Genomic DNA, 23,253 nt, shown 5'->3' with positions numbered 1-23,253 from the left:
AGCGAGCGGGCTAATTACGCGGAGTGGAGTAGGGGAGCCGCGCCCAGGAGTTTTTGGGTGTAAGGGTGTTGGGGATGATTGAAAATATCAACGGTTTGACCCAATTCAACGATTTTGCCCTGGTTCATTACCGCAATGCGATCGCATAAAAATTTCGCCACCCACAGATCATGGGTAATGAATAGATAAGTTAGATTAAACTCCGCTTTTAGGGCTTGCATTAAATCCAACACCTGGGCCTGGATACTCGCATCGAGCATACTCACGGGTTCATCACAGATCACGAGGCGCGGCTCGGTAATCAAAGCCCTGGCAATGCCCACCCGTTGCTGTTGCCCCCCAGACAATTGCCGGGGATAGCGAGCGTAATATTCTTCAGCGGGCGTTAAACCGACCTTTTCCAGCATTTGCAATACCTTTTCTTTAACCGCTGGCCTCGTCGCTAACTGATGGATATGGAGCGGGTCGCCGATATTTTCCCCCACGGTCATCAGGGGATTGAGGGAGGCATGGGGATCCTGGAAAATCATCTGGAGGTGCCGCCGTTCCGGTCGCATTTGTCCCACCGACAGTCGGTTTAATTCTTTCCCTGCAAAGATAACTCTGCCCCCGGTGGGTTTGATCAGTTGCAAAATTGTCCGGGAGAGGGTGGATTTGCCGCAGCCGGATTCGCCGACAAGGCCCAAAATTTCCCCTGCATAGATGTCAAGGTTAATCCCATCGACAGCGCGGATCACCTGGGTTTTTTGGCCGGTGATCAGCCGTTGAAACAGGTTGCTCTCCAGGGTGTAATGTTGCTCTAAGTTTTCGAGGGAGAGGATCGGTTGTTTCTCTTGGTGAGGGGAAATTTCTTGATCGCTGTGGAGATGGAGGGCGGCTTCCAGGAGGGATTGGGTATAGGGATGCTGGGGGTCATTGAAGATTTGCTTGACGGGGCCAGTTTCGACAATTTGGCCTTGGTGCATCACGGCGATGTCTGTACAGTATTCGGCGACCATGGCGAGGTCATGGGAAATAAGCAACAAGCCCATCTCCCGTTCGGCGCAGAGACGGGTCAGTTCCTGGAGGATTTCGTTGGCAACGGTGACATCGAGGCTGGTGGTCGGTTCGTCGGCGATGATGAATTTGGGATCGAGCAACAGAGCCAGGGCGATCGCCACCCGTTGACGCATCCCACCGCTAAATTCGTGGGGATATTGATGCCAGCGGTTTTCGGGAATGCGCACAGCCGCCAGGGTTTCGAGGGCTTTTTGTTTTGCGGCTTGGGCGCTGAGGTCGGGGCGGTGGCAACGGAGGGTTTCGAGGCAGTGGTTGCCGATGGTCATCAGGGGATCGAGCCTGGTCATTGGGTCTTGGAAAATTAACCCCACCACTTCGCCCCGGTAGTGGCGTAGGGCTTCGCCCTGTAAATTGAGGATTGGTTTGGTTTGAAAAGTGGCATTGCCAGTTACCTGGGAACCCCGTGGCAGCAGTTGCAACAGGGCGCGGCCAATGGTGGATTTACCGCAGCCGGATTCTCCCACGAGACCGAGGCGATCGCCTTGATTCACCTGAAAAGACACCCCAGCAACGGCCCACTGTAAAGCTTGACCCTGGGCGGGATAGGCGATGTGTAGATCTTGAACCTGAAGCAAAGGAGGGGTCATGACAAACTCACCAAGGAACACTGACCCTCTGATTTTAAGGGGATTTCTGGCCCTGCCGAGTATTTTTCCAGATAAACAGTATATTTTTAGAGACTCTTCCAATGGCTACTATGCGATCGCTTTACTTCCTCGTCCCCGGTGTCAGTAAAAAATTTGCCAGCGGTGGCCTCTTTGCCGAAATCAAGACCTGTGAACTGGCCCAACAACTGCAATCGGCCCATTTAGTCACCTACCGAGAAAAATCCCCAGATCATCTCTATTTGCCGGAACTACTGCCCCAGGTGCAGCCCCAGGAGGCAATTTTCGTGGTCAGTTGGGGCTTTGATATTCCGCGTCTGGTCAAACAACTGCGATCGCATCCGGTGGTTTACCATGCCCACAGCACCGGCTATGGGTTTAAGCTCCCCAGTCGCATTCCCATTTGGGCGGTGAGTCGCAATTCCTTGGGCTATTGGGGGCAACGGGCACCGAATAATCCCTTGTTTTATCTGCCCAATCAAATTTCCCCGGAGTTCGAGAACTGGCAGCAAGAACGGGATATTGATGTATTGGTGCAAACCCGCAAAACTTCTAGCTATGTGCTCCAGCAACTGGTGCCCTACCTCCAGCAAAGATGTCGCGTAGAAGTGGTAAATTCCTTCGTGCCAGACCTTGCGGCCCTCTTTAATCGCAGTAAAATTTATCTCTATGATTCGGCGGAATATTGGCTGAATAATGCGGTGAGTGAAGGCTTTGGTTTGCCCCCCCTAGAGGCGATCGCCTGTGGTTGTCAGGTCTTTAGTAGCGTCAACGGTGCTTTAGCAGATTACTTAGATCCGGGCTTCAATTGTCAAAAAATCAGTACCTATTGTGTCGAATACGATGGCGATCGCCTTTTGGCCGCCCTCAACAATCCCCCAGCCGCCACCAATGCCCAAGCCCTCTTGCAGGAATACCGCACCGAAACGATTCTGCTCCGGTTTGCCACCATTCTCCAGGAGGTTAATCATTTCTTTGACTACCAAGGCCAATACCCAGGCAATATCCAACTCCAGCGACAAAATCCTCTCCTGGTGCGCCTCCGACTCGCCCTCCGTCAACAGCTTGCCCGGTGGCGCACCTAATCCCCTTTCATGTTTTTAATGTCCTAAACGTTTCTTTGTAACCTTGATCGGCCATGACCATCGCCAGAACTATTTGCCTCGGCTTTCTCGGAGCTATTTTATTAGGGACGCTGCTTTTGATGTTGCCCTTTGCCACCGCCTCCGGGGAATGGAATAGCCCCCTCGTCGCCCTATTTACATCGACGTCCGCCATCTGTGTCACGGGGTTAATTGTGGTGGATACAGGAACAGCCTTTTCCAACTTTGGCCAGGGGGTCATTCTCCTCTTGATCCAACTGGGGGGACTGGGCTACATGACCCTCTCGACATTTCTCATGCTGCTGCTGGGGCGTCGGTTTGATTTGGCTCAAAAATTTGCCATTAAAGAATCCTTTGACCAACCCTACAACCAAGGAACGCGCAACTTAATTCGTTCGATTATCGCCACGACTCTGATTGGGGAACTGACGGGGATTTTCCTCCTGTTTGGGCGGTTTAGTCGGGATTTTGATCCCGGTGAAGGGTTATGGTTAGCCATTTTTCACAGCATCAGCGCCTGGAACAATGCGGGCTTTAGTTTGTTTGCGGACAGTTTAGTGGGCTATCAAGATTCCCTTTTGGTGAACGGGGCGATCTCTGGTCTGATTATTTTTGGGGGCATTGGTTATGAGGCGATCATCGAAATGTATCTGTGGTTGCGGCACCGTCTCCAGCGCAAAAGCCGACGCTTTACCTTTTCGTTGAATTTTGAAGTGGTCACCTCTACCACCTTCTGGCTCCTGGGTCTGGGGACTGTGGCTTTTTTGTTTGTGGAATGGGCCAATCCAACCACCTTTGCGGGGATGAGTTGGGGTGATAAGGCGATCGCCGCCTGGTTCCAATCGGTGACCACCCGCACCGCTGGGTTTAATAGTATCGACATCGGCAAACTGAGCACCGCCGGACTGTTTATCACCATGGGTTTGATGTTTATTGGGGCGAGTCCCAGTGGCACCGGGGGCGGGATTAAAACAACCACCATTAATATCCTGGCGAATTGCACTAAATCCGTGCTCTATGGTCAAACCCGTGTCACTGTTTTTGACCGTGAAATTGCCCAGAGTATCGTTTTTAAGGCGATCGCCGTTGTTTTTGGTTCTGCCACCGTGATTACCATTGCTACAGCGATTATTTCCATCAGCAACCCTGAGATCGAATTAATTGCGATTTTGTTTGAGGTAATTTCGGCCTTTGCCACCGTTGGCCTGTCCACGGGGATTACTGCCAGCCTTTCCGCTGTCGGTCAACTGACCCTAATTGCCACCATGTACTGTGGTCGGGTCGGGGTACTCTTGCTGATGTCGGCCATCGTCGGAGAAATCACCCCACGCCGCATTAGCTATCCTGAAGAAAATTTATTGGTGGGTTGAGCCGCAGCACCTCGGCCAGAGGAATGTCCCAAGGCTTCACCAGCGCTTGAAATTCGAGTAGGATCATCGGTTAAGATGCGGCGATCGCCTCCACAGCATTTTGAACCTTTCGCAATCACATTAGCCACGAGTTAACAACCATTTGGGTTTTGGAGTAAAACAAACGGTGAATTTACGGAATTGGAATTTTCTCTTTCAGGGTTTTCGGCAGGAAGAAAGTCGTCAGTTTGCGGTCATTGGCCTGGGACGATTTGGTCGCGCCGTCTGCACAAAATTACACAACATGGGCTACGAAGTCCTTGGCACCGATATCAACCCGAAATTAGTCGCCCAGGTGGTTTCCGAAAAACTCGTCTCCCACGCAATGCAATTGGATTCCACCGAGGTGATGGCCCTGCGTCAGGCGGGCATTTTTGAGTTTGACACTGTCATTGTGGCGATTGGTAACTATCTCCAAGAAAGCATTGTCACGACCTTGAATGTGAAGGAAGGGGGCGTCGAACATGTGGTGGCTAAGGCCTCCTCGGAGGTACATGGCAAGCTCCTGAAACGGGTGGGGGCCGACCGCATTGTTTACCCAGAATATGAAGCTGGAGCCGCCCTCGCGATGACCCTCACAAAACCGTCAATCCTCGACCGCTTTGATATTGACGAAGAACACAGCATTGTCGAGATTAAAATCCCGGAGGCTTTCCATGATAAAACCCTAGCGGAACTGTCCCTACGGGCCAACTACGGGGTGAATGTGTTAGCAGTGGGCAATGAAGAGCATTTTGAAATTAACCCTGGGCCAGAGCATCGCCTGGATAAGTCGCTAATGATGATGGTGATTGGTACCAATGACGCGATCCATCGCCTACCGTTGTCCTAAGTTGCCCCGGCCCATGACCAAACCCTATCAACGGATCCCCATCGCAACCAGTGATGACCCCCTGGTGCCAATCCCCGCAGGTCTTTTTTCTTTGGTGACGCCCCACCCCTACATGGCTTTGGGAGCTGATTATGGGGGACGATCGCCTTATTTTTTGCGCCGCCGAGTCCTCGACAAACTCATCCAAGCCCAGGATTTTTTGCGGGCTGCCCATCCAGAATTCCAAATTCAAATCTTCGATGCCTACCGACCGATCCCGGTGCAGCAATTTATGGTGGACTACACTTTCGCCCAGCTAAAAGGCGATCGCCCCTTAACTCCCCCCGAAACAGCCCAGATTTGGGAGCATGTGTTGCAATTTTGGGCCGTACCGAGCCGCGATCCAGCGACCCCACCGCCCCACAGTACCGGCGCGGCCCTGGATGTGCGTTTGGTAAACCGCGCTCAGGAACCTCTGCCGATGGGGGGAGAAATTGACGACATTGGCGATCGCTCCTACCCCGATTTCTATGCCGCCGCCACCACGCCCCCAGAACAGCAGTACCATCAGAATCGCCAACTGCTTCGGCAGGCCATGGAACAGGCAGGCTTCGTGATTCACCCCAACGAATGGTGGCATTTTTCCTATGGGGATCAGCTCTGGGCCTGGCAAACCCAAAGGGCGATCGCCCACTACGGTAGAATTTAAAACATAATTTTTTTGATGAATAATAGTGCGCAAACCCTGGTTAGAACTTCCCTTGGCGATTTTTTCCTTTGGCTTTTATAAAGTCAACAAATTTCTGATTGGGAATCTCTACACTTTGTATTTAGCGCTGAATAAAAAAAATGCTAAGGAATGGCGCATTATTGGAGAAAAATCCCTCCAGAAATTCCTGAGTTTACCCGTTTTAATGACCAAAGCGCCCCGGTGGAATACCCACGCCATTATCGGCACCCTGGGACCACTCTCTGTAGAAAAAGAACTCACCATTAACCTCGAAACGATTCGTCAATCCACGGAAGCTTGGGTCGGTTGCATCTATGACTTTCCGGGCTATCGCACGGTGTTAAATTTCACGCAACTCACCGATGACCCCAACCAAACAGAACTCAAAATTTTCTTACCTAAAGGGAAATATACCGTCGGGTTACGTTACTACCATCCCAAGGTAAATCCTCGCTTTCCGGTCGTTAAAACAGATCTAAATCTAACCGTGCCGACTTTGGTTGTTTCGCCCCAAAACAACGACTTTTATCAAGCCCTGGCCCAGAAAACAAACCTTTATTTTCGTCTGCTTCACTACTACATTTTTACGCTATTTAAATTTCGCGATGTCTTACCCGCTGCTTTTGTGAAAGGAGAATTCCTCCCTGTCGGCGCCACCGATACTCAATTTTTTTACGGCGCTTTAGAAGCAGCAGAAAACTTAGAGATTACCATCCCAGCCCCCTGGCTTCAGACCTTTGATTTTTATCTCACCTTCTATAACCGCGCCAGTTTTCCCCTACGTTGGCAAAAAATCACCGAAGCGATGATCTGTGATCCCCTGGGAGAAAAAGGCTATTACCTAATTCGGATGCGGCCCCGTACTCAGGACGCCGAGGCACAATTACCAACGGTTAGAGGAGAAGAAACCCAGGTCACGCCCCAGCAGAAAAAACTGGCGATCCAGTCCCTATAAATAGCCATGTTCCTGGAGGAAGTCGAGGCCAATGTCAGGGGCTTTTTGTTCCCGTTGGTAACTGACAAATCGCTGGACATATTTCGCGAGGATATCCCCCTCTAGGTTCACCCAACTGCCCGGCTTGAGATAGGCCAAATTGGTTTCGGCGTAGGTATGGGGAATCACCGCCACCTTAAACCACTGCCCCAGGCGATCGCATTCGGCCACCGTTAGACTAATGCCATTCACTGCAATGCTTCCCTTGGACACCAGACAAGGGGAAATATTCATATCCCAGGTCGTCTGGTAATCGGCGATCGCCGTAAACCACAGTTCCCAGGCACGGGCGGTTTCGACAACCTTCTCTAAAGCGCCAATGGTATCCACATGGCCCGACACAAAATGACCACCGATCTTACTGCCCACCCGCAGGGACGTTTCAATATTCACCCAATTGGAGCGGGCAACGGCATCACCGAGGATGGTGCGTTTTAGGGTTTCGGGGGAGGCCGTAGCAACAAATCCTTGTTCGGCAATGGTTTCGACGGTCAAACAAACGCCATCTACGGCCACACTATCGCCGAGGGCTAGATCCGACATCACTTGACCCGCGCCGTCGCCCTGGATATCGATGGCAAAGCGATCGCCACCAAGGGCTTTAACGGTACCAAGGGCTTGAATCAATCCAGTAAACACAGGGCGTGATGCGATCGCAGTAAAAGGGCCATTCGATTGTAGCGGGAATTGACCGAAAATCAGGCCCAACATCCCCCCAGAATATCGAAGCTGTAGGATACTAGTTAGTAAGGGAATCAAATATTGCTCCCGTTGCCATCCCTACCCCGAGGCCCAGATCCATGATTGAAATGCACGTTGCTGGCATTGCCCTTGATGCCATTACTCGGAGCCCGATCATTCTCCTGAAAGATGCCTCGGAACGGCGTGCTTTACCGATCTATATTGCCCAGGATCAAGCCCGCTCAATTATGAATGTCTTGGAGCAAAAAACACCGCCACGGCCCCTCACCCATGATCTCTTTGCGGATCTATTGGAAGCTTGGGATCTCACCCTCGATAAAATTATTATCCATGCCCTAGAAGAACACACTTTCTATGCGGTGCTTTGTACCTCCCAGGGGGAAGAAACCCAAGAAATTGACTGTCGCCCCAGTGATGCGATCGCCATTGCCCTGCGCACCGAAAGTCCGATTTGGGTCGTCGAAGAAGTGATTTCTGAGGCTTCAATTCCCGTAGACCGCGATGCTGACGAAGAAGAACGGCAAGCCTTCCGCGCCTTTGTCGATCAGATTAGCCCCGAAGATTTAATCCGCCACAGCCAATCCGCCAATCCAGAAGAAAGCTAAGGCATTGGGGGTTAAAGCCGGATGACGATTTTTGTCTACAGCTACAGTGACCCACTCCTGGATGCCGCCCCAGAACCGGAACTTTGGGGGGTTGAGGTTGATCGCATTTATAGCGATTGGGGCCAACGGCAACAGCTCACCCAGTTACTCACGGATCTCGACACAGGCGATCGCCCCGATTATTTACTATTACGTCGCCTCGATGAATTGGGGGAGAACCTCAGTGAGATTGGCGATCGCCTCCAGCACATCGAAAATTATGGTGTGGGGATTATCGCCACCGAGCAAGATTACCAAAGCGATCAACCGCTAGATCAAAAAGCCCTCGGTCAACTCTTTCAAACTATTGGCGATCGCCTCAGACAACAAAAAATTCAACGGGGCCACGCCAAAAACCGCCGCCAATTTCTGCCGCCCCCAGGCAAAGCCCCCTACGGTTACAAGCGAGGCCAAGACCGTTACCTCATCGACCGCAGTACCGCCCCCGTGGTGAAAGATTTTTGTGAACATTTCCTCCTCTTCGGTTCCCTGCGGGGGGCCGTGCGTCACCTAGAACAGCGCTTTGGGAAAAAAATTGCCGTATCCACCGGGCGCAACTGGTTAAGCAATCCCGTCTACCGGGGTCAGCTCCATTACTGCGACGGAACAACCATTCCCAAAACCCACGCCGCAATCCTCACCGACAACGAAGCCGCCCAAATTGATCGCCTCCTGCGCCGCAATCGTCCCCTCGCCCCCCGCAGTGCCAGTGCTCCCCGCTGTTTAGCCGGGCTGGTGCAATGTCAAACCTGTGGCAGTGCCCTCACCATTAGCCGTGTCAGTCGGCGTAATCATCCGAAAACCTATCTATACCTGCGTCCCCTCGCCTGTCCCGAAAAGCCAAAATGCCGGGCGATCGCCTACGACAAAATTTTCCGGGCCACCGTACAAAGCATTTGCCAGGAGTTCCCCGCGATCGCCCAGCAATACCAAGGCCCCTCCCTAGATCAGCAACAGGGTCAGATTCAACAGGAGATTCAACAAAAGGAAAGCCTCATTGCCGCCCTCCCGGATCTCACGGCCCAGGGTATTTTTGACCCAGAAACGGCTGCCCAACGCCGCTATGTGCTGCGTAGCGAAATTAGCCAACTGCAAACCCAATTAAACCAACTTCCCCCCGCTAACCTGGGGGCGATCGCCAAAACCATTACCCTCGAATCTTTTTGGTATGACCTATCGGAAGCCGAGCGGCGCTTTTACCTGCGGGAATTTATCGAACAAATCCAACTCCACCGTACTAGCCGTGACGATTGGCAAATCCAGTTAAAATTCATTTTTTCGACCAGTTTCCGATACACTGATGAATGATTTAATCAAACTAAACCCTTATTAGTACAGCAATAATTGGCATGGAAATCGGGCAAAAAGTACAAATCTACCGTTTGCGGGATCGTGTTGGTAAAGATCTCGCCGATAAACTCGGTAAAGTAGGCACCATCACAGACTTTCGCGTCACCGACGGTAGCGGCATTGGGGCGATCGTGACCTTTGATGATAAAACCGCCACTTGGTTTTTTGGGGATGAACTGCGTCCTGCATCCTAGGACACATTTTTCTAACTGCCCAATTAGACCACCGAGGCGTCTCCCGTGGGGGGACGTTTTTTGTCGGTGCGCCAAAGCCAAAATTTCACCATAAACCGAGGGTAATTACCCTCACGCCTGAAACTTTTTTGCGGCACAATGGTCATCAAAGACGATCTATGCGCAACTCCATTGCCGATAAGCCCATGAAAAAACCTGCTCTACTAACTCTCATCTGTGGTTTTAGTGTCGCGATCGCCAGTGTGCCCTTCGCGCCGAGCCAAGCCCAAACTGCCAGCGATCTCGAAGGGAACTATCAACAAAGCGAAAATTCTTCCCTCTATGGCAACACAGATGGCTTCAATCCCTACGATTTGATCCACATGATGCGCTTAGGCAATAAGAATCCAGAACAATTCCGCGAGAGCACAAACTCCAACATTAACAACGCCGCCGCCGATTATCGCTCCCGACTACAGGAATATTGGCGTCAGAAAAAACAAGCCGAAACCTCTGCTGTTAATGGAACTCCGGAGGAAAGTTCGCTCATCACCCCCACAGAAACCTTCGAATAAAACCGACTTTTGTGGCCTCGGCCCATTTCCATTAGGTTCCCCATAGATCGATGCTTGATTACAACTCCAGATCGTCTGTGGGATTTTTATTGGGGAAAATTTTATCTGACGATTATCGTTTCATTGCGGCGATCGCCAATCCCCAGACCACTAACTCTACAATGCGATAAGGCAGACTAAAGATTCATAAAACTCATAAAGTTCATATTCGCCATGTCTTGGGTCACAGCCTTGGCCCAGTCACAGTCTCAGGAGGAATACCATTTTGAAACGAATGGATGCGGGAGAATTATTAGAACGCTATGCGGCCGGAGAACGGGATTTCCGGGAAATAGACCTTGAAGGGGCGTTTTTGGGGGGCGGCAGTTTTGATGGGATCAATCTCCGGGAAAGCCATTTGTCCCGGATTGTGTTCACGGGGGCATCCCTTAAGCAGGCAAATTTTCGGGAGGCAGATCTTACCAATAGCAGTCTCCAAGCCAATCTCAGTGAAGCAAATTTAATTTCCTGCGACCTGACCGACGCGAATTTAACCACCGCCCAACTCACCTACGGGGGACTCCGGGCAGCCAATTTAACTAATGCTCAACTGGTCTCAGCGGATCTCAGTTGTGCCACCCTCAACGAAGCGATTTTGCGGGAAGCCAATCTCACCAACGCGACCTTAACGGATGCATTCATTGGGCGAGCGAACTTAACCCAGGCCAACCTAGAAGGGGCCAACCTTGCCAATGCAAACCTCACCAGCACGATTTTGATCGGCGCGAATTTAAAGGGAGCCAACCTTTCCCACGCGATTATGCACGGGGTCAATGCCACCGGGGCGATCGCCGACCACGCAGATTTTAGCCAGGCGAAACTTAATAGCGCCAACTTTACCAACGTTAAACTGCGCCAGGCGGTACTCCGGAAGGTGCAAATGGCCTGGACAACCATGCGCGGAGCGGATCTGAGTGAGGCGCAACTTTTCCGCAGTAAGCTTTATTGGTCAAATTTCACCAGTGCGAATCTAACCCGGGCCGTGCTGCTAGATGCAACGGTGGATCAAGTAAATTTCCACAACGCGATTTTTGATGGGACAATTCTCCCCGAAGGTCTTGATGTGGGTAATTAAGTGAAATTTCTGGGGGTTGATTTTGGTTGGACGTCCGGTGCCAGTGGTTTGTGTTGTTTAGAAATACAAGATCAGCAATTGGCGATCGCCCAGTTTGATCTGCTTCTTGATCCCGCCGAAATTGTCACTTGGGTTGATCAACTGCTCCCGAAAGAAACAATGGGCCTCGTTGCGGTGGATGCGCCGACGATTATCCCCAACGAAACGGGAACGCGCCTGCCAGATCGCCTCACCCACAAATATTTTGGGAAATACCACGCGGGTTGTTATCCAGCGAATTTAAACCGTCCCTTTGCGCCCCGCACCACCCAATTGGGCTTGGATCTTGAAGCCTTAGGCTTTGGCCATGCCCCGGAAATTGACGCTCGAAAACCGGGCCGTTACCAGATTGAGGTGTTTCCCCACCCGGCGATGGTGCGTCTATTTCAGCTAGAGCGAATCATCAAATACAAAAAAGGAAAGTTAGGCGATCGCCGCCAGGAATTACAACGTTTGGTGGGTCTAATTGAAACAGTGTTGACGACTCTTACCCCGCAATTGAGCTTAAATCATCTCTGGGACGATCTCGTTCAACCGATCCCAACAGCCAAAGGCAGTGATCTCAAAGAAATCGAAGACCGCATCGATGCCTTAGTTTGTGCCTATGTGGGAGCCTACTGGTGGTACTGGGGCCAGGCGAAAAACCAAACCCTTGGCGATCACCACTCCGGTTACATTATCGTCCCAGCACCTGTTACGATGGGTGATCAGCAATCATAAATTGTGAATTTTTAAGATAAAAAATTACGTTCCCTTACAAAAGTTTCTATTGATATGACAGTAACGGCTGAAGCTCCTCCCCAAGAAAAAGTAAAACGTCGTGTGGTGTTCCCCTTTACGGCGGTAATCGGCCAAGATGAAATGAAACTGGCCCTCAAACTCAACATCATCGACCCCAAGATCGGCGGCGTGATGATCATGGGCGATCGCGGTACCGGAAAATCCACCACCATCCGTGCTTTAGCCGATCTCCTGCCCGAAATCGAAGTGGTTGCCAACGATCCCTTTAACAGCGACCCCAAAAACCCTGAACTCATGGGCGATGAAGTGCGGCAAAAACTCGAAAACAACGAACCAATCGAAGTCGCCCGCAAAAAAGTGCCGATGATTGACCTGCCCCTCGGCGCAACAGAAGACCGGGTTTGTGGCACCATCGACATCGAAAAAGCCCTCTCCGAAGGGGTAAAAGCCTTTGAACCGGGTCTTTTGGCAAAAGCAAACCGGGGTGTCCTCTATGTGGATGAAGTTAACCTCCTCGATGATCACCTGGTAGACGTTCTCCTCGACTCCGCCGCTGGCGGTTGGAATACCGTTGAACGGGAAGGGATTTCCATTCGTCACCCTGCCAGTTTTGTCCTTGTCGGTTCCGGCAACCCCGAAGAAGGAGAACTGCGGCCCCAACTTCTCGACCGTTTCGGGATGCACGCTGAGATCCGCACCGAACGCAATCCCGAACAGCGCGTTGAAATTGTCGAACGTCGTTCGGCCTTTGACCAAAATCCCACAGAATTTCTGCAACAATACGACGCCGAGCAAAAAGCAGAACAGGAACGCCTTGTCCGCGCCCAGGAACTTTTACCCCAGGTCACCATTGATCGAGAACTAAAGGTGAAGATCTCCGAAGTTTGTTCCGAAGCGGATGTGGATGGTCTCCGGGGTGATATCGTCACCAACCGCGCCGCCAAAGCCCTCGCCGCCTATGAAGGCCGCACCGAAGTGACCGTGGATGATATTCGCCGGGTGGTTACCCTTTGTCTGCGACACCGTCTGCGGAAAGATCCCCTTGAATCAATTGATTCTGGCTATAAGGTTCAGAAAATTGTCGCCCGCGTCTTTGGTCTAGAAGAAGACGAGTAAACCATTTTTTGATTGCATAACATTACATCCTCAGGGCTGGAGAAATTCTCTCCAGCTTTTTTGTTTGCTAGTTATCGTGACTCCCTAAAAGTTGATGGCGGAGTTTTTTAATTTGATCGCGGAGTAGAGCGGCCTGTTCAAATTCGAGATTTTTGGCGGCTTCTTTCATTTGCTCTTCTAGCTGCTTAATCACATCGGGAATTTTTTCGAGGGGGACTTCCTCCATGTGTTCAACAACTTGTTGTAATTGCTGGGTATTTAAGCGGCGGGAAATATCGAGAAAAGATAAAATTGCATTTTCGTCCCGCTTTTTGATCGGTTGGGGGGTGATGTTGTGTTTTTTGTTGTAGGCGATTTGGATAACGCGACGGCGTTCTGTTTCGGCGATCGCCTTTGCCATACTATCGGTGAGATTATCGGCGTAGAGGATCGCCTGACCCCGCACATGGCGCGCCGCCCGACCAATGGTTTGGATTAAAGACCGTTCCGCCCGCAGGAACCCTTCCTTATCGGCATCCATAATCGCGACGAGGGAAACCTCCGGTAAATCTAAACCTTCTCGGAGTAAATTGACCCCAATTAAAACATCAAATTCTCCCTTGCGGAGCGCCTGCAAAATTTCAATTCGTTCGATGGATTTAATCTCAGAATGGAGATATTGCACGGCTACTCCCTGGTCACTGAAATAATCCGTTAAATCCTCCGCCATTCGTTTCGTTAAAGTGGTAATTAAAACTCGTTCTTTTAATTTTTCTCGTTGACGAATTTCCCCTAATAGATCATCCACTTGTCCGTCGGTGGGGCGCACATCAATTTCTGGATCGACAACGCCTGTGGGACGAATGACTTGCTCAATAACCCGCGCTTCCGATTGCTCGATTTCCCAATTACCGGGGGTCGCAGAAACAAACACACATTGATTGACTTTTTGCCAAAATTCTTCAGACTTTAAAGGACGATTATCGGCGGCACTGGGTAACCGAAAGCCATGGTCAATTAAGACTTTTTTGCGGGCTTGATCACCGTTATACATTCCCCGAATTTGCGGCACAGTGACATGGGATTCATCAACCACTAAAAGCCAATCTTCAGGGAAATAATCAATTAAACATTCGGGGGGCGATCCGGCTTCCCGTCCGGCTAAGAAACGGGAATAATTTTCGACACCATTACAATAACCAACTTCCTGTAAAAGTTCGAGATCATAACTCGTTCGCTGCTTTAAACGCTGGGCTTCGAGGAGTTTATTCTCTGCTTCTAAAACTGTGAGTTGACTATCTAATTCGGCTTTGATTTGTTCACAGGCGATCGCCAACTGTTCTTGGGGCGTAACAAAGTGGCGAGCGGGATAAATATTAACCTGATCGAGGCTTTGTAAAATTTCACCCGTGACGGGATCAAGGAGGCGAATCGCATCAATTTCATCGCCGAAAAATTCGACGCGAATCACCCGATCTTCGTAGGCAGGGACAATTTCTAAAATGTCGCCCTTCACCCGAAAATTGCCGCGACTTAAATCGGTATCGTTGCGATTATATTGCACGGTCACCAGTTGCCGCAGTACCGCCCGCTGATCCAATTCTTCCCCTACTTTGAGAGAAATAGCTGCCTTTAAATATTCGCTCGGAATTCCTAACCCGTAGATACAACTAATGGAAGCCACCACAATCACATCCTTGCGTTCAAACAGTGATCGCGTGGCGGAGTGGCGCAACATATCAATTTCGTCGTTGATCGAAGCGGTTTTTTCAATATAAGTATCGGTGACGGGAATGTAGGCTTCCGGTTGATAATAGTCGTAATAACTAATGAAATATTCCACGGCGTTGTAGGGAAAAAATTGCCGCAACTCGTTACAAAGCTGTGCCGCGAGGGTTTTATTGTGTGCCAAAACGAGGGTGGGTTTCTGCATCTGGGCGATCACCGCCGCCATCGTAAAGGTTTTGCCCGTGCCCGTCGCCCCCAAGAGGGTCTGATATTTCGCTTGGGATGCTAAGGATTGCACCAATTTGGCGATCGCCTGGGGTTGATCACCAGTAGGTTCAAAAGGGGCATGGAGACGAAACAAAACATTACTCCCGTTAGACATAACTTAAATTAATGAGATACTTTAGAAACAATGTTGCGAATTTATGACAAAGTGTGTCTAAGATCAGCAAGGAATCTTTGTCCCATCATTTGGGATAATTGAAGTAAAGTAACGAAAAAATTCTTAAAACATAATCCTACTCAAAATTTTGATTCAGTAGGTGTTGGCTCAGATACCTCAAGGAGAAATCCCATGACCACCGAAAATTCGACTTCCACGAACGATAGCACAACTAAAAGTCCCACCCGTTCCCGTAGTACGGCGAAAAAAGACGAGGTGGTTGCTCTCTCTGTAAAAGAGCCTGCCAAATTAGGCCTCCCCAATAATCGTCCCATCGAACCCAGCCATCTCAAGGTGATGCATACTTACCGTTCCTCTGGTGCGGATCGCCCGGTGACCGCTGGCACGATGGAAATTTCTAGCACGATGACTGTTTCTGGGAATCGCCCGATTATGGCCAGCCACCTCCAGGTCAGCGACACTATCGTCATTATGGGGAATCGCCCTGTGGCCCCCAACGAAACCGATGATATGGCGACTTTGATCGGCTACCTCGACTAACTTTACAAAGTGGCGATTAAAAAATGGCGATCGCCAAACCATTTCCCCTATCCCCTAGGGGTTTTTTTGTGGAAAATTTTAACGAAGCTGCTTGATCATCCGGTAGTTTGTCAATGTTTGTTGATGGCGTTGAACCTGTTGCGCTTGGAGAATCCGAAACCCCAGGGCTGCAAAAAAAGGTTTCGCGGTAATACTGGCTTCAACGGTTAGGGTGCTGAGTTGTAACTGGTCTGCTTGGGCGAGGAGTGCCTGATAGAGTTGGCGACCAATGCCCCGCCGTTGGTGATCTTTGTGGCAATAGAAACAGCCAATGTGACCCGCTGGCGAAAGTTCCGCAAACCCAAGGATTTGTGTATCCTCTTCGGCAATGTAAGTAAAGCAAGCATGACAACGGGTTTCCCAATCGCGGAAATACAGGTCATCGGGTGCCCAGGCTCGCAGTTGGGCCGGGGAATAGTCCTGGGCATTGATGGTATGGACAGTGTCGTGGAACAGTTGGGCGATCGCCGGAATATCCTGAGTTTGAAACGGACGAATCGTAACCATAACAACCCTTTAGACATTTTGTAGAAATGGGAAAATTCCTGCCTTCCTCTTCGGGGCAATTACTCACAGATGATTGGCTTCCGCAAAGGGAAACCTAAACGGGGAAGCGTTTCATTTTGGCGATCGCCTCTTTGGCAGTGCGCATGAGAACAGGTTTAATCTCCGGAATTTGGGGGATTTGCCAGAGAACATCGACCGTGCGCCGCAACATCCGCACAATATCTCCCTCATCAAGGCTGGTATTTTCACAAAGTTCAGTCCACTCGACCCCCAAAGCCCACTGTTCCACTAGGCCAATAAATTTACTTTCAAGCCAAACAGGCATGGTCACACCACAATGCTTTTGCACTTGGTACAGTTGCCGACGCAATTCCCACAGGCTAACGGGGTTATGGCCTTGGTCTTTTTTGCGGATGCCCAGCACTTCTAAAACGGCATTGGGTTGAGAATAATCCGTCCAGCTATCACCCCGGGGCGGTTCGCTGATGATCGCACAGATAGCGGCGGCCAAATGTTCCGGCGCGAGGTGATCTAATTGGCCCGAAAGCAGACACAGCGCCAACCATAGTTCGTTTTCCCCACGAATTGTTGCCGCAGTACGCCCTAAAACCGTTGGCGTATAACCATCGAGGGCACGAAATTCCTGCAAGACTTCAATCAGGTTCAGGAAATCTTGCCAGTAATAGGAGCGTTTGTTGGCGTGCTGACGGTAGAGGGTTTGACGACGGTTTAATTCTTTGCGGAGGTCTTTGCGTCGCTGGTGACGTTTGAGGAGTTTGCCGGGTTTGTCCTGCTGGCTCAGGGGAGAAGCGGCAAATTTGGCCTGGACAGCGGCAAAGCATTGTTTTTGGGCTTCTACTTCAGGGGCTTCGGTGAGGGGCAGAAGGTAATCGGCGATCGCCGCCACGAGGGGAAAAGCTTCAGCATCAATTTTGCCATTTTTCCCAAGGGTAAGATTTTGATCAATGGGTAACGGAATTTGCGCCAGTTGATCGGCGGGAAAAAGACCTTCATTGAGGGCAACCACGTCCGTTTCTTTAATTAGGTACCAACGTTTATCGGTGCCCAAACACAGAAACTGCTGTTCCTCAGTTTGTTCTACAAGGACGGCGGGAACCGCTTCTTTGACCCGCAGGTTTTTCCCTTTGAGGTGCAAAATGGAGCCGAGGGGGAGCTGATCCAACAAAGGGGCCAACAGTTTACGGTTTTCGAGTTCCGCCTGCTCCCGGAGAATCCCCAATAGCCGTTCTTCTTCCTTGAGCCGTTCCTTGAGTTTGCTGTAGCGTTCAAACTGCCGTTCATCAAAGGCCGCGAGGTCAATATCAAGGCGGGCAATTTCCGTAGTCAGTTCGGCGATCGCCTCCTGTTCCGGGCTGAGTTGTTGTTGTACCTGATATTCCGCAAAACTCCGGGATAAGAGTTCCTTCGATTCCTCCAGGCTATGTTTTTGTAAAAGGTTTAACACCATACCGTAGGAAGGCGTAAACCAACTGCGCAACGGTTCTGCACTCGAGAGGGCAAGGCGAGAGGCTTCTTTTGCTCCCTCAAAGGGCGTTTCCACAGTGACCACATAGCCCACTTTATCCATGCCCCGACGACCCGCGCGACCCGCCATCTGCAAAAATTCCGAAGGTGTCAGCATCCGGTGTCCTTCATCGGTACGTTTCGAGAGGGCAGAAATTACCGTGGTGCGGGCGGGCATATTAATCCCTGCGGCCAAAGTCGCCGTTGCAAACACCAATTTCACGAGGCCCATTTCAAATAGCTTTTCGACGAGTTCTTTCCAGGCTGGCAGAATCCCCGCATGGTGAGCCGCGATGCCCCGCAGTAGAGGTTCCACCTGTTCGGGACGGGCGAATTTTGACTGTTGGGCGAGGTATTGCCAAAGCTGTTCGCGCAGGGGGAGATTTTCCTGGAGATAGTCCACTAGCTTTTCGGTAGAAAAGGGATTTTTGGCGATGAAATCCAGCACCAGGGCTTTAAATTCTGGGGTGTCATCACATTGATTGAGGAGCTTTTCCTGGAGTTTGCCTTGGTTATCTAAGAAAAAGTGCAGCAGGGTCGCTTCCAAAAGTTTGGCTTCTTCTGGGGAAACGAGGGTAATGTCGTTGAGTTGGGTCACCGAGCGATCGCAGCCCCGCCGACTAAAAATGATGTAAATCGCTGGTAGCAGATCCTTTTGGCGGAGTTGGCGCACAATGGCAAATAAACTAGGACAGTCTTCCCGTTGACGTTTTTTGCGTTTGCCTTGGGGGGCATTGGTGCGCGATCGCAAGCGAGTATTCATCTTTTCCCCTCCCTGATCGAGGAGCGGGTACAAGCCTTTTTTGTTGCTATAGAGAAACTCCAGGGGCACGGGGCGGTGGTCGGAATCGACTAATTCGCAGCGGTGTTCTTTGCTGTTGGGGTGGTCTTCGTGGGCTGCTTGACGGGTTTTGTTAATCCAGGCGGTAAAAATCTCTGGGTTGCCGATGGTCGCCGACAGACCAACAATTTGAATCTCTGAGGGGCAATAAATAATGGATTCTTCCCAGACGGTGCCGCGGCCGCGATCGCTAATGTAGTGGCATTCATCCAAGACCACTGTTAAAACATTTTCCAGGGACGTACCCACCTGACCAATGGGGGTTTCGTAGAGCATATTCCGGAAAATTTCCGTGGTCATCACGACGATGGTCGCCTGGGCATTGATGATGATATCGCCCGTGATCAAGCCCACTTGTTTTTCACCGAAGGTTTCGCCAAAATCCCGGAACTTTTGGTTGGAAAGGGCTTTGAGGGGAGTAGTATAAAAAACCCGTTGACCCATGGCGAGGGCACGGTGGATCGCATACTCACCAATGACGGTTTTGCCGGAGCCAGTCGGCGCACAGACCACCACGGATCTATCGGCATCGAGGGCGGCGATCGCCTGTTTTTGAAATTGATCTAACTGAAACGGAAAAACTTGATTTAAATCTACTTGCAACCTAACCCACCTTTGCTCCTGATCCGGTACTTTGGCCTAACGAATTCGGTCTACCGAAATCAAAAAACTGTTTATGCTATGAATTTTTTGTTCAAAATCCATTATAAAGGGGAGTCCTCCAGGCCCAGCGGGAAAATGCCAACCCAGCTTGCCCAAAAAACGGTGGAGCGTTGAGATTCTATGCTTCTGGGCTGTGGTCTGGCGTTTGATTGCTGAGGGACCAATGGTACTCGTAGGGGATACGGAGCTGGTCACAACTGCGCTCTAGTTGCTTTTGTTGAGAAAAAGCCTTGCGCAGGGTGAGGATCAATTGTTGGATTTGGGTCTGGGTCATGGGATCTTTGGCGGCGACCCGTTGGGCTTTGCGCTCCAAAATTTGCAGGATCGTTTCGTAGTGGATGTGGGAAGGCAAGGGTAAAGGTTCCATAACAATCAAAAAATATTGCGCAGACTTTGGAGTCTCACTATATCAAAGCTTTGGGGGCAACTTTTGGACGGGTGATCGCCAACCCCAAATTCCCAGGGGCAAAATTTCTGCCAGAATACTGACCCCCCGCATCAAGGCCACGATGGTTAACAGGCTGCCAACACCGACATTTGTATTTCCGACGGTTTCTAAAAGGGCGAGGGCGACCACTTCAAAGACCCCCAATCCCCCCGGTGCCCCAGGAATAATAAATCCGGCCAACCACGCCCCACTAAAGACCCCCAGCAGTTGGGGAATCTGGGAGGCACTCAGGGGGGCGATCGCCCACCAAGTTAAAAGAAATCCCGTCCCCCGTAAGCCAATGAAAACCAGTTCTCCCAGCAGGGGTTGCCAAGGGTAAATGTTCAACTGTACCGGGTCATGATCCTGGGTTTTGCCCCGGGAAACCTTTTGAATTACAGGATTGAAAAAGTATGGATGAATGCCACCGAGGACACCGATTAAGCCTAGGGGAACTAATAGTTTTAACAGGGGCAATTGCTCCAGTTGCGCGAGGCTAAGCCCCAACCCCAAGACCATGGCGATCGCCGCCGCTGCCGCCAACAAAAGCGGTTCCAATAGCACTGCTAAACTCGCCACCCCCCAGGGACTCCCCACGGCCACAATCCGGGTCATCCGCCCGTAGAAATGCCAAATATTTCCCGGCAGATACTTCGCCATATTCGTTCGCAGATATAAGGCGATCGCCTCCCCATAACCAAGGGGCACCCGGAACAGCGTGAGAATCCGTCCCCACACCAATGCCGACCATATATGGGATGACGTCGTTACTAAAATACTTGCCCCCACCAAGAGCCACCCCCGACGATCCAGACGAATTTGGGCTACCTCTTGCCAATGGTTCCGGAGGGTTGCCAGCAAAAAAAAGAGCGTCAGGCCAACAATAAACCAACGCAAATAGGGCTTGAGCCGCGATAACTTTCCTTTCAAAATTCCTGCAATACCCTTATGACTGACTCGATTCAACACTGCGGGCATTATAGAGGCTCATGGCCTTCTCCACCCCTTCCCGGAGACTCAGGGCCAATGCTTCTTCCGCAAGCCCTAGGACATCATTTAAAATGGGCTTTTCTGCTGGCGCAAACTTCCCAAGCACGTGGGAAATAGTCGGTCGGTCTCCTTTGAGTTGGGTTTTGCCGATGCCAATACGTAAGCGGGGAAATTTCTGGGTGCCGAGGTGGGAAATAATGGATTTGATCCCGTTGTGACCCCCTGCTGATCCTTGCAGACGCAACCGCAGTCGCCCTAGGGGGAGATCCATATCGTCATAGACCACCAGCACCGATTCCGGGGGAATTTTGTACCAATCAATCACAGCCCGTAAAGACTGCCCAGAACGATTCATATAGGTGGTGGGTTTGAGCAAACCGAGTTTCTGGCCGTTGCGGCGCACCTCCGCCCAAACCCCTTGAAATTTTCGATGATCCTGGAGGGTCGCACCCCAATCTGCGGCGAGGCGATCGACAAATTCAAAACCAATGTTATGGCGTGTGTGATCGTACTTTGGTTCTGGATTTCCCAGTCCCACAATCAACTGGGGAATGACGAGTGGTTTGCCTTGACCCATAACCTCACAAAATACTTAGTAGGACTTCGACTGCTCAAAGAGCGTTTCTAAGTATACTCTGGCGCAGGTACGGTAATTTTCTGCTTCCCGTGGGGTTTGTCCTTCCCCGGTTTGGAGCAGAAACTGGGACAATGCCGCCGCAAAAACCCGGTCTTGATCCCAATTGGGATGGGTTTCTAGGTAGTCGGTTAGGGATTGGTGTAGGGCTTCGGGAATTTCGGCCAAAATGCTCACGGTGGGGTTCATCATTAACTTTAGCTCTGTCGGAATCTGCGGGACTAAAAAATCAAACTAGCGAGGGACGAAGGAACGGATTTCAGAACTGCTGAAAAATAGTCTTGGCGTTTTGTTCGGTTTCGTCTGTCGTCGCCCTATTGTTGTCTATGGAGGGGTGGGTTTGTCAATATTGCAAAATGTTACGCCAAGGCGATCGCCTTTTGGTCATCCACGAAAAATCAAGGGTTTCAGGCACATTTTGTTTACGGTTCTTTACATTTATGCGCCCTTGCAGTGTGGATCTTGAGTTCAAAAAGAGAATTCCCCAGACCAATGCTAAGCCCCAAGAAAATCGTTTTGAGCTGTGGAAAACCTGGGGAAAGTTGTGGAAAAAAATGAAACAGATTGGGGAAACCATGGGGAATCATTGGGGGAATTTTTGCGGGAAAAATAAGAATTGCAAATTTGTGAGGAAAGATGAATTTTGTCAGGATTTTTGTTTAAATTTGAGAATTAAAATATCCTCCGGTACTCCCCTTCCCCATGCACAATCGCCACCCCCAAGCCGTTGCTAGTTCGAATTCTGTGACCCCCCAAAAGCTTGATGTGCGCGCCTGTGGCATCAACAAAAACCATTGGTATGTGGCGGCTCGCAGTGCCGAGTTAACGGATCAGCCCTTGGGTTTTACCCTCTGGAATGAAGATTTTGTGCTCTACCGGGATCAAGCCGGTCAAGTCCAAGCCCTCGAAGACCGCTGTCCCCACCGCCAAGTGAAACTCAGTTCTGGCCAAGTGGTTGGGGATAACTTGGAATGTGCCTACCATGGCTGGCAGTTTGATGCGTCTGGAACCTGTGCCCATGTGCCCTATCTCGCGGAAAATCAAAAACGGCCTGCTTGTAAGATTCGCACCCTCCCCGTGCGGGAACAGGATGGTTTTATTTGGGTTTTTCCGGGGGATCCCGAACGTTTAACCGACGAAGCCATTCAACCGTTGCCGATTCCAGAATGGGAGCATTTAAACTACATCGTCAGCGTCACAACCATTGACTGTGAGGGACATTTTTCCTATCTCATTGAAAACTTGATGGATATGTACCACGGTCACCTCCACGACAATTACCAAGCGTGGGCCTCGGCAAAGTTAGAGGATATCCAGGTGACTGAGCAGCGGGTAGATGCCCACTACGAAGCCCAGAGCTATTACAAAATTGATAAGATTTGGTCGATCTCCCAATTGTTTTTTCCGGCCCTGCGCAAGCTGCACCCGGAACCGTTGGATGTGAGCTATGTTTACCCCAACTGGAGCGCGACTTTGGGGAATGATTTTAAGATTATGTGCTTGTTTTGTCCGACCCACAGCAGCCGCACCCGTGCTTATCTATTGCATTTCACTTCCCTCAATGCCTTTTGGCGACTCCATAAGCTACCTGTGCCGTTTCGCCGTTGGGTAAAGGATCTCTGTTTCAATGCGGCAAAGGGGTTACTCGACGGCCTTGTGGAACAGGATGTGTTGATGATCGAGCAGGAGCAAAGGGCTTATCTGGAAAATCCCCAACGCCAAAATGTAGAACTGAACCGAGCATTGATGGCGGTGCAACGATTGATTAAACAACAGGCGATCGCCCAAGATCAGACCAGTGCTTAATTCAAGT

At 50.6% G+C, this 23,253-nt stretch carries 23 protein-coding genes; 14 read left to right on the top strand and 9 right to left on the bottom strand.

The genetic code is table 11. The annotated features are described in order from the left end of the window. Positions 1-14: 14 nt before the first annotated feature. Positions 15-1,634 carry an ABC transporter ATP-binding protein gene (locus AACQ84_RS11430; protein ID WP_315862090.1) on the bottom strand — a complete coding sequence of 540 codons (1,620 nt, stop codon included), beginning with the start codon at positions 1,632-1,634 and terminating at the stop codon, positions 15-17. Between the two features lie 113 nt (positions 1,635-1,747). Here AACQ84_RS11430 and AACQ84_RS11425 point away from each other — a divergent pair, with 113 nt between their 5' ends. The 5 genes from AACQ84_RS11425 to AACQ84_RS11405 all read left to right on the top strand — a co-directional run bounded on the left by AACQ84_RS11425 (position 1,748) and on the right by AACQ84_RS11405 (position 6,672). Continuing rightward, entirely contained in the window at positions 1,748-2,749 is a 1,002-nt protein-coding gene (locus AACQ84_RS11425; protein ID WP_234991383.1) for a glycosyltransferase, read from the top strand. 53 nt (positions 2,750-2,802) lie between these two features. After that, positions 2,803-4,137 (top strand): TrkH family potassium uptake protein, encoded by a 1,335-nt coding sequence (locus tag AACQ84_RS11420; protein ID WP_041443599.1) that lies wholly within the window; start codon positions 2,803-2,805, stop codon positions 4,135-4,137. Between the two features lie 166 nt (positions 4,138-4,303). After that, on the top strand, positions 4,304-5,008 hold the full coding sequence (locus AACQ84_RS11415; protein ID WP_012307864.1) for a potassium channel family protein: 705 nt from the start codon (positions 4,304-4,306) through the stop codon (positions 5,006-5,008). 13 nt (positions 5,009-5,021) lie between these two features. Next, positions 5,022-5,696 (top strand): M15 family metallopeptidase, encoded by a 675-nt coding sequence (locus AACQ84_RS11410; protein ID WP_012307863.1) that lies wholly within the window; start codon positions 5,022-5,024, stop codon positions 5,694-5,696. A 25-nt stretch (positions 5,697-5,721) separates the two neighbouring features. Then, on the top strand, positions 5,722-6,672 hold the full coding sequence (locus AACQ84_RS11405; RefSeq protein ID WP_012307862.1) for a DUF6208 family protein: 951 nt from the start codon (positions 5,722-5,724) through the stop codon (positions 6,670-6,672). Here AACQ84_RS11405 and ribE read toward each other — a convergent pair. After that, positions 6,667-7,350, bottom strand: coding sequence for a riboflavin synthase (ribE, locus tag AACQ84_RS11400; protein ID WP_012307861.1), 684 nt, complete (start codon positions 7,348-7,350; stop codon positions 6,667-6,669). The genes AACQ84_RS11405 and ribE overlap by 6 nt on opposite strands. Positions 7,351-7,511: 161 nt before the next feature. Here ribE and AACQ84_RS11395 point away from each other — a divergent pair, with 161 nt between their 5' ends. From AACQ84_RS11395 to bchI, 7 genes are all read left to right on the top strand, one after another. After that, positions 7,512-8,018: a bifunctional nuclease family protein gene (locus AACQ84_RS11395; protein WP_012307860.1), complete on the top strand. Its 507-nt coding sequence runs from the start codon at positions 7,512-7,514 to the stop codon at positions 8,016-8,018. A 21-nt stretch (positions 8,019-8,039) separates the two neighbouring features. Further along, on the top strand, positions 8,040-9,365 hold the full coding sequence (locus AACQ84_RS11390) for a recombinase family protein (protein WP_012307859.1): 1,326 nt from the start codon (positions 8,040-8,042) through the stop codon (positions 9,363-9,365). Between the two features lie 41 nt (positions 9,366-9,406). Next, positions 9,407-9,601, top strand: coding sequence for a cytochrome b6f subunit PetP (gene petP, locus AACQ84_RS11385; RefSeq protein WP_012307858.1), 195 nt, complete (start codon positions 9,407-9,409; stop codon positions 9,599-9,601). Between the two features lie 158 nt (positions 9,602-9,759). Then, positions 9,760-10,155, top strand: coding sequence for a hypothetical protein (locus AACQ84_RS11380; protein ID WP_041443598.1), 396 nt, complete (start codon positions 9,760-9,762; stop codon positions 10,153-10,155). A gap of 274 nt (positions 10,156-10,429) precedes the next feature. After that, positions 10,430-11,269, top strand: a complete 840-nt coding sequence (locus AACQ84_RS11375; RefSeq protein ID WP_012307855.1) for a pentapeptide repeat-containing protein — start codon at positions 10,430-10,432, stop codon at positions 11,267-11,269. Continuing rightward, positions 11,270-12,028: a DUF429 domain-containing protein gene (locus tag AACQ84_RS11370; protein WP_012307854.1), complete on the top strand. Its 759-nt coding sequence runs from the start codon at positions 11,270-11,272 to the stop codon at positions 12,026-12,028. Between the two features lie 54 nt (positions 12,029-12,082). After that, positions 12,083-13,165, top strand: coding sequence for a magnesium chelatase ATPase subunit I (bchI, locus tag AACQ84_RS11365; protein ID WP_012307853.1), 1,083 nt, complete (start codon positions 12,083-12,085; stop codon positions 13,163-13,165). A gap of 67 nt (positions 13,166-13,232) precedes the next feature. On the opposite strand, the gene uvrB is transcribed toward bchI, so the two are convergent. Further along, positions 13,233-15,254 carry an excinuclease ABC subunit UvrB gene (gene uvrB / locus AACQ84_RS11360; protein WP_012307852.1) on the bottom strand — a complete coding sequence of 674 codons (2,022 nt, stop codon included), beginning with the start codon at positions 15,252-15,254 and terminating at the stop codon, positions 13,233-13,235. Between the two features lie 192 nt (positions 15,255-15,446). Here uvrB and AACQ84_RS11355 point away from each other — a divergent pair, with 192 nt between their 5' ends. Next, on the top strand, positions 15,447-15,815 hold the full coding sequence (locus AACQ84_RS11355; protein WP_012307851.1) for a hypothetical protein: 369 nt from the start codon (positions 15,447-15,449) through the stop codon (positions 15,813-15,815). A gap of 78 nt (positions 15,816-15,893) precedes the next feature. On the opposite strand, the gene AACQ84_RS11350 is transcribed toward AACQ84_RS11355, so the two are convergent. The 6 genes from AACQ84_RS11350 to AACQ84_RS11325 all read right to left on the bottom strand — a co-directional run bounded on the left by AACQ84_RS11350 (position 15,894) and on the right by AACQ84_RS11325 (position 21,629). Continuing rightward, complete coding sequence (locus AACQ84_RS11350; protein ID WP_012307850.1) at positions 15,894-16,361, bottom strand: GNAT family N-acetyltransferase; 468 nt, start codon at positions 16,359-16,361, stop codon at positions 15,894-15,896. A 94-nt stretch (positions 16,362-16,455) separates the two neighbouring features. Continuing rightward, entirely contained in the window at positions 16,456-19,329 is a 2,874-nt protein-coding gene (locus tag AACQ84_RS11345) for a DEAD/DEAH box helicase (RefSeq protein ID WP_012307849.1), read from the bottom strand. Between the two features lie 178 nt (positions 19,330-19,507). Further along, positions 19,508-19,756 carry a DUF5340 domain-containing protein gene (locus AACQ84_RS11340; protein ID WP_041443595.1) on the bottom strand — a complete coding sequence of 83 codons (249 nt, stop codon included), beginning with the start codon at positions 19,754-19,756 and terminating at the stop codon, positions 19,508-19,510. 42 nt (positions 19,757-19,798) lie between these two features. Further along, a complete protein-coding gene (locus AACQ84_RS11335) occupies positions 19,799-20,794 on the bottom strand; it encodes a hypothetical protein (protein ID WP_012307847.1) in 996 nt (331 codons plus the stop codon). Next, the gene (gene pth, locus AACQ84_RS11330) at positions 20,763-21,383 is read right to left on the bottom strand and encodes an aminoacyl-tRNA hydrolase (RefSeq protein WP_012307846.1); all 621 of its coding nucleotides are present in this window, start codon (positions 21,381-21,383) and stop codon (positions 20,763-20,765) included. The genes AACQ84_RS11335 and pth overlap by 32 nt, the downstream gene beginning before the upstream one ends. A 15-nt stretch (positions 21,384-21,398) precedes the next feature. Continuing rightward, positions 21,399-21,629, bottom strand: coding sequence for a DUF2811 domain-containing protein (locus AACQ84_RS11325; protein ID WP_030007319.1), 231 nt, complete (start codon positions 21,627-21,629; stop codon positions 21,399-21,401). A 513-nt stretch (positions 21,630-22,142) separates the two neighbouring features. On the opposite strand from AACQ84_RS11325, the gene AACQ84_RS11320 reads away from it, so the two are divergent. Next, on the top strand, positions 22,143-23,246 hold the full coding sequence (locus AACQ84_RS11320; RefSeq protein ID WP_012307843.1) for an aromatic ring-hydroxylating dioxygenase subunit alpha: 1,104 nt from the start codon (positions 22,143-22,145) through the stop codon (positions 23,244-23,246). Positions 23,247-23,253 lie beyond the last annotated feature (7 nt).

Origin of the sequence: Picosynechococcus sp. PCC 7002, from assembly GCF_963860125.1 — a bacterium.
GTDB lineage: Bacteria > Cyanobacteriota > Cyanobacteriia > Cyanobacteriales > MRBY01 > MRBY01.
Note: the sequence above shows the minus strand (reverse complement) of the source record. Positions and strands in the feature narration are given on the sequence as shown.

Excerpts from the sequence above, each read along its gene's own strand:
- AACQ84_RS11325 (WP_030007319.1), bottom strand. The coding sequence starts at position 21,629 with ATGAACCCCACCGTGAGCATTTTGGCCGAAATTCCCGAAGCCCTACAC.
- AACQ84_RS11380 (WP_041443598.1), top strand. The coding sequence starts at position 9,760 with ATGCGCAACTCCATTGCCGATAAGCCCATGAAAAAACCTGCTCTACTA.
- AACQ84_RS11395 (WP_012307860.1), top strand. The coding sequence starts at position 7,512 with ATGATTGAAATGCACGTTGCTGGCATTGCCCTTGATGCCATTACTCGG.
- uvrB (WP_012307852.1), bottom strand. The coding sequence starts at position 15,254 with ATGTCTAACGGGAGTAATGTTTTGTTTCGTCTCCATGCCCCTTTTGAA.
- AACQ84_RS11355 (WP_012307851.1), top strand. The coding sequence starts at position 15,447 with ATGACCACCGAAAATTCGACTTCCACGAACGATAGCACAACTAAAAGT.
- AACQ84_RS11335 (WP_012307847.1), bottom strand. The coding sequence starts at position 20,794 with ATGCCCGCAGTGTTGAATCGAGTCAGTCATAAGGGTATTGCAGGAATT.
- AACQ84_RS11390 (WP_012307859.1), top strand. The coding sequence starts at position 8,040 with ATGACGATTTTTGTCTACAGCTACAGTGACCCACTCCTGGATGCCGCC.
- AACQ84_RS11320 (WP_012307843.1), top strand. The coding sequence starts at position 22,143 with ATGCACAATCGCCACCCCCAAGCCGTTGCTAGTTCGAATTCTGTGACC.
- AACQ84_RS11425 (WP_234991383.1), top strand. The coding sequence starts at position 1,748 with ATGGCTACTATGCGATCGCTTTACTTCCTCGTCCCCGGTGTCAGTAAA.
- AACQ84_RS11350 (WP_012307850.1), bottom strand. The coding sequence starts at position 16,361 with ATGGTTACGATTCGTCCGTTTCAAACTCAGGATATTCCGGCGATCGCC.
- AACQ84_RS11410 (WP_012307863.1), top strand. The coding sequence starts at position 5,022 with ATGACCAAACCCTATCAACGGATCCCCATCGCAACCAGTGATGACCCC.
- AACQ84_RS11340 (WP_041443595.1), bottom strand. The coding sequence starts at position 19,756 with ATGGAACCTTTACCCTTGCCTTCCCACATCCACTACGAAACGATCCTG.
- petP (WP_012307858.1), top strand. The coding sequence starts at position 9,407 with ATGGAAATCGGGCAAAAAGTACAAATCTACCGTTTGCGGGATCGTGTT.
- bchI (WP_012307853.1), top strand. The coding sequence starts at position 12,083 with ATGACAGTAACGGCTGAAGCTCCTCCCCAAGAAAAAGTAAAACGTCGT.
- AACQ84_RS11420 (WP_041443599.1), top strand. The coding sequence starts at position 2,803 with ATGACCATCGCCAGAACTATTTGCCTCGGCTTTCTCGGAGCTATTTTA.
- AACQ84_RS11375 (WP_012307855.1), top strand. The coding sequence starts at position 10,430 with ATGGATGCGGGAGAATTATTAGAACGCTATGCGGCCGGAGAACGGGAT.
- pth (WP_012307846.1), bottom strand. The coding sequence starts at position 21,383 with ATGGGTCAAGGCAAACCACTCGTCATTCCCCAGTTGATTGTGGGACTG.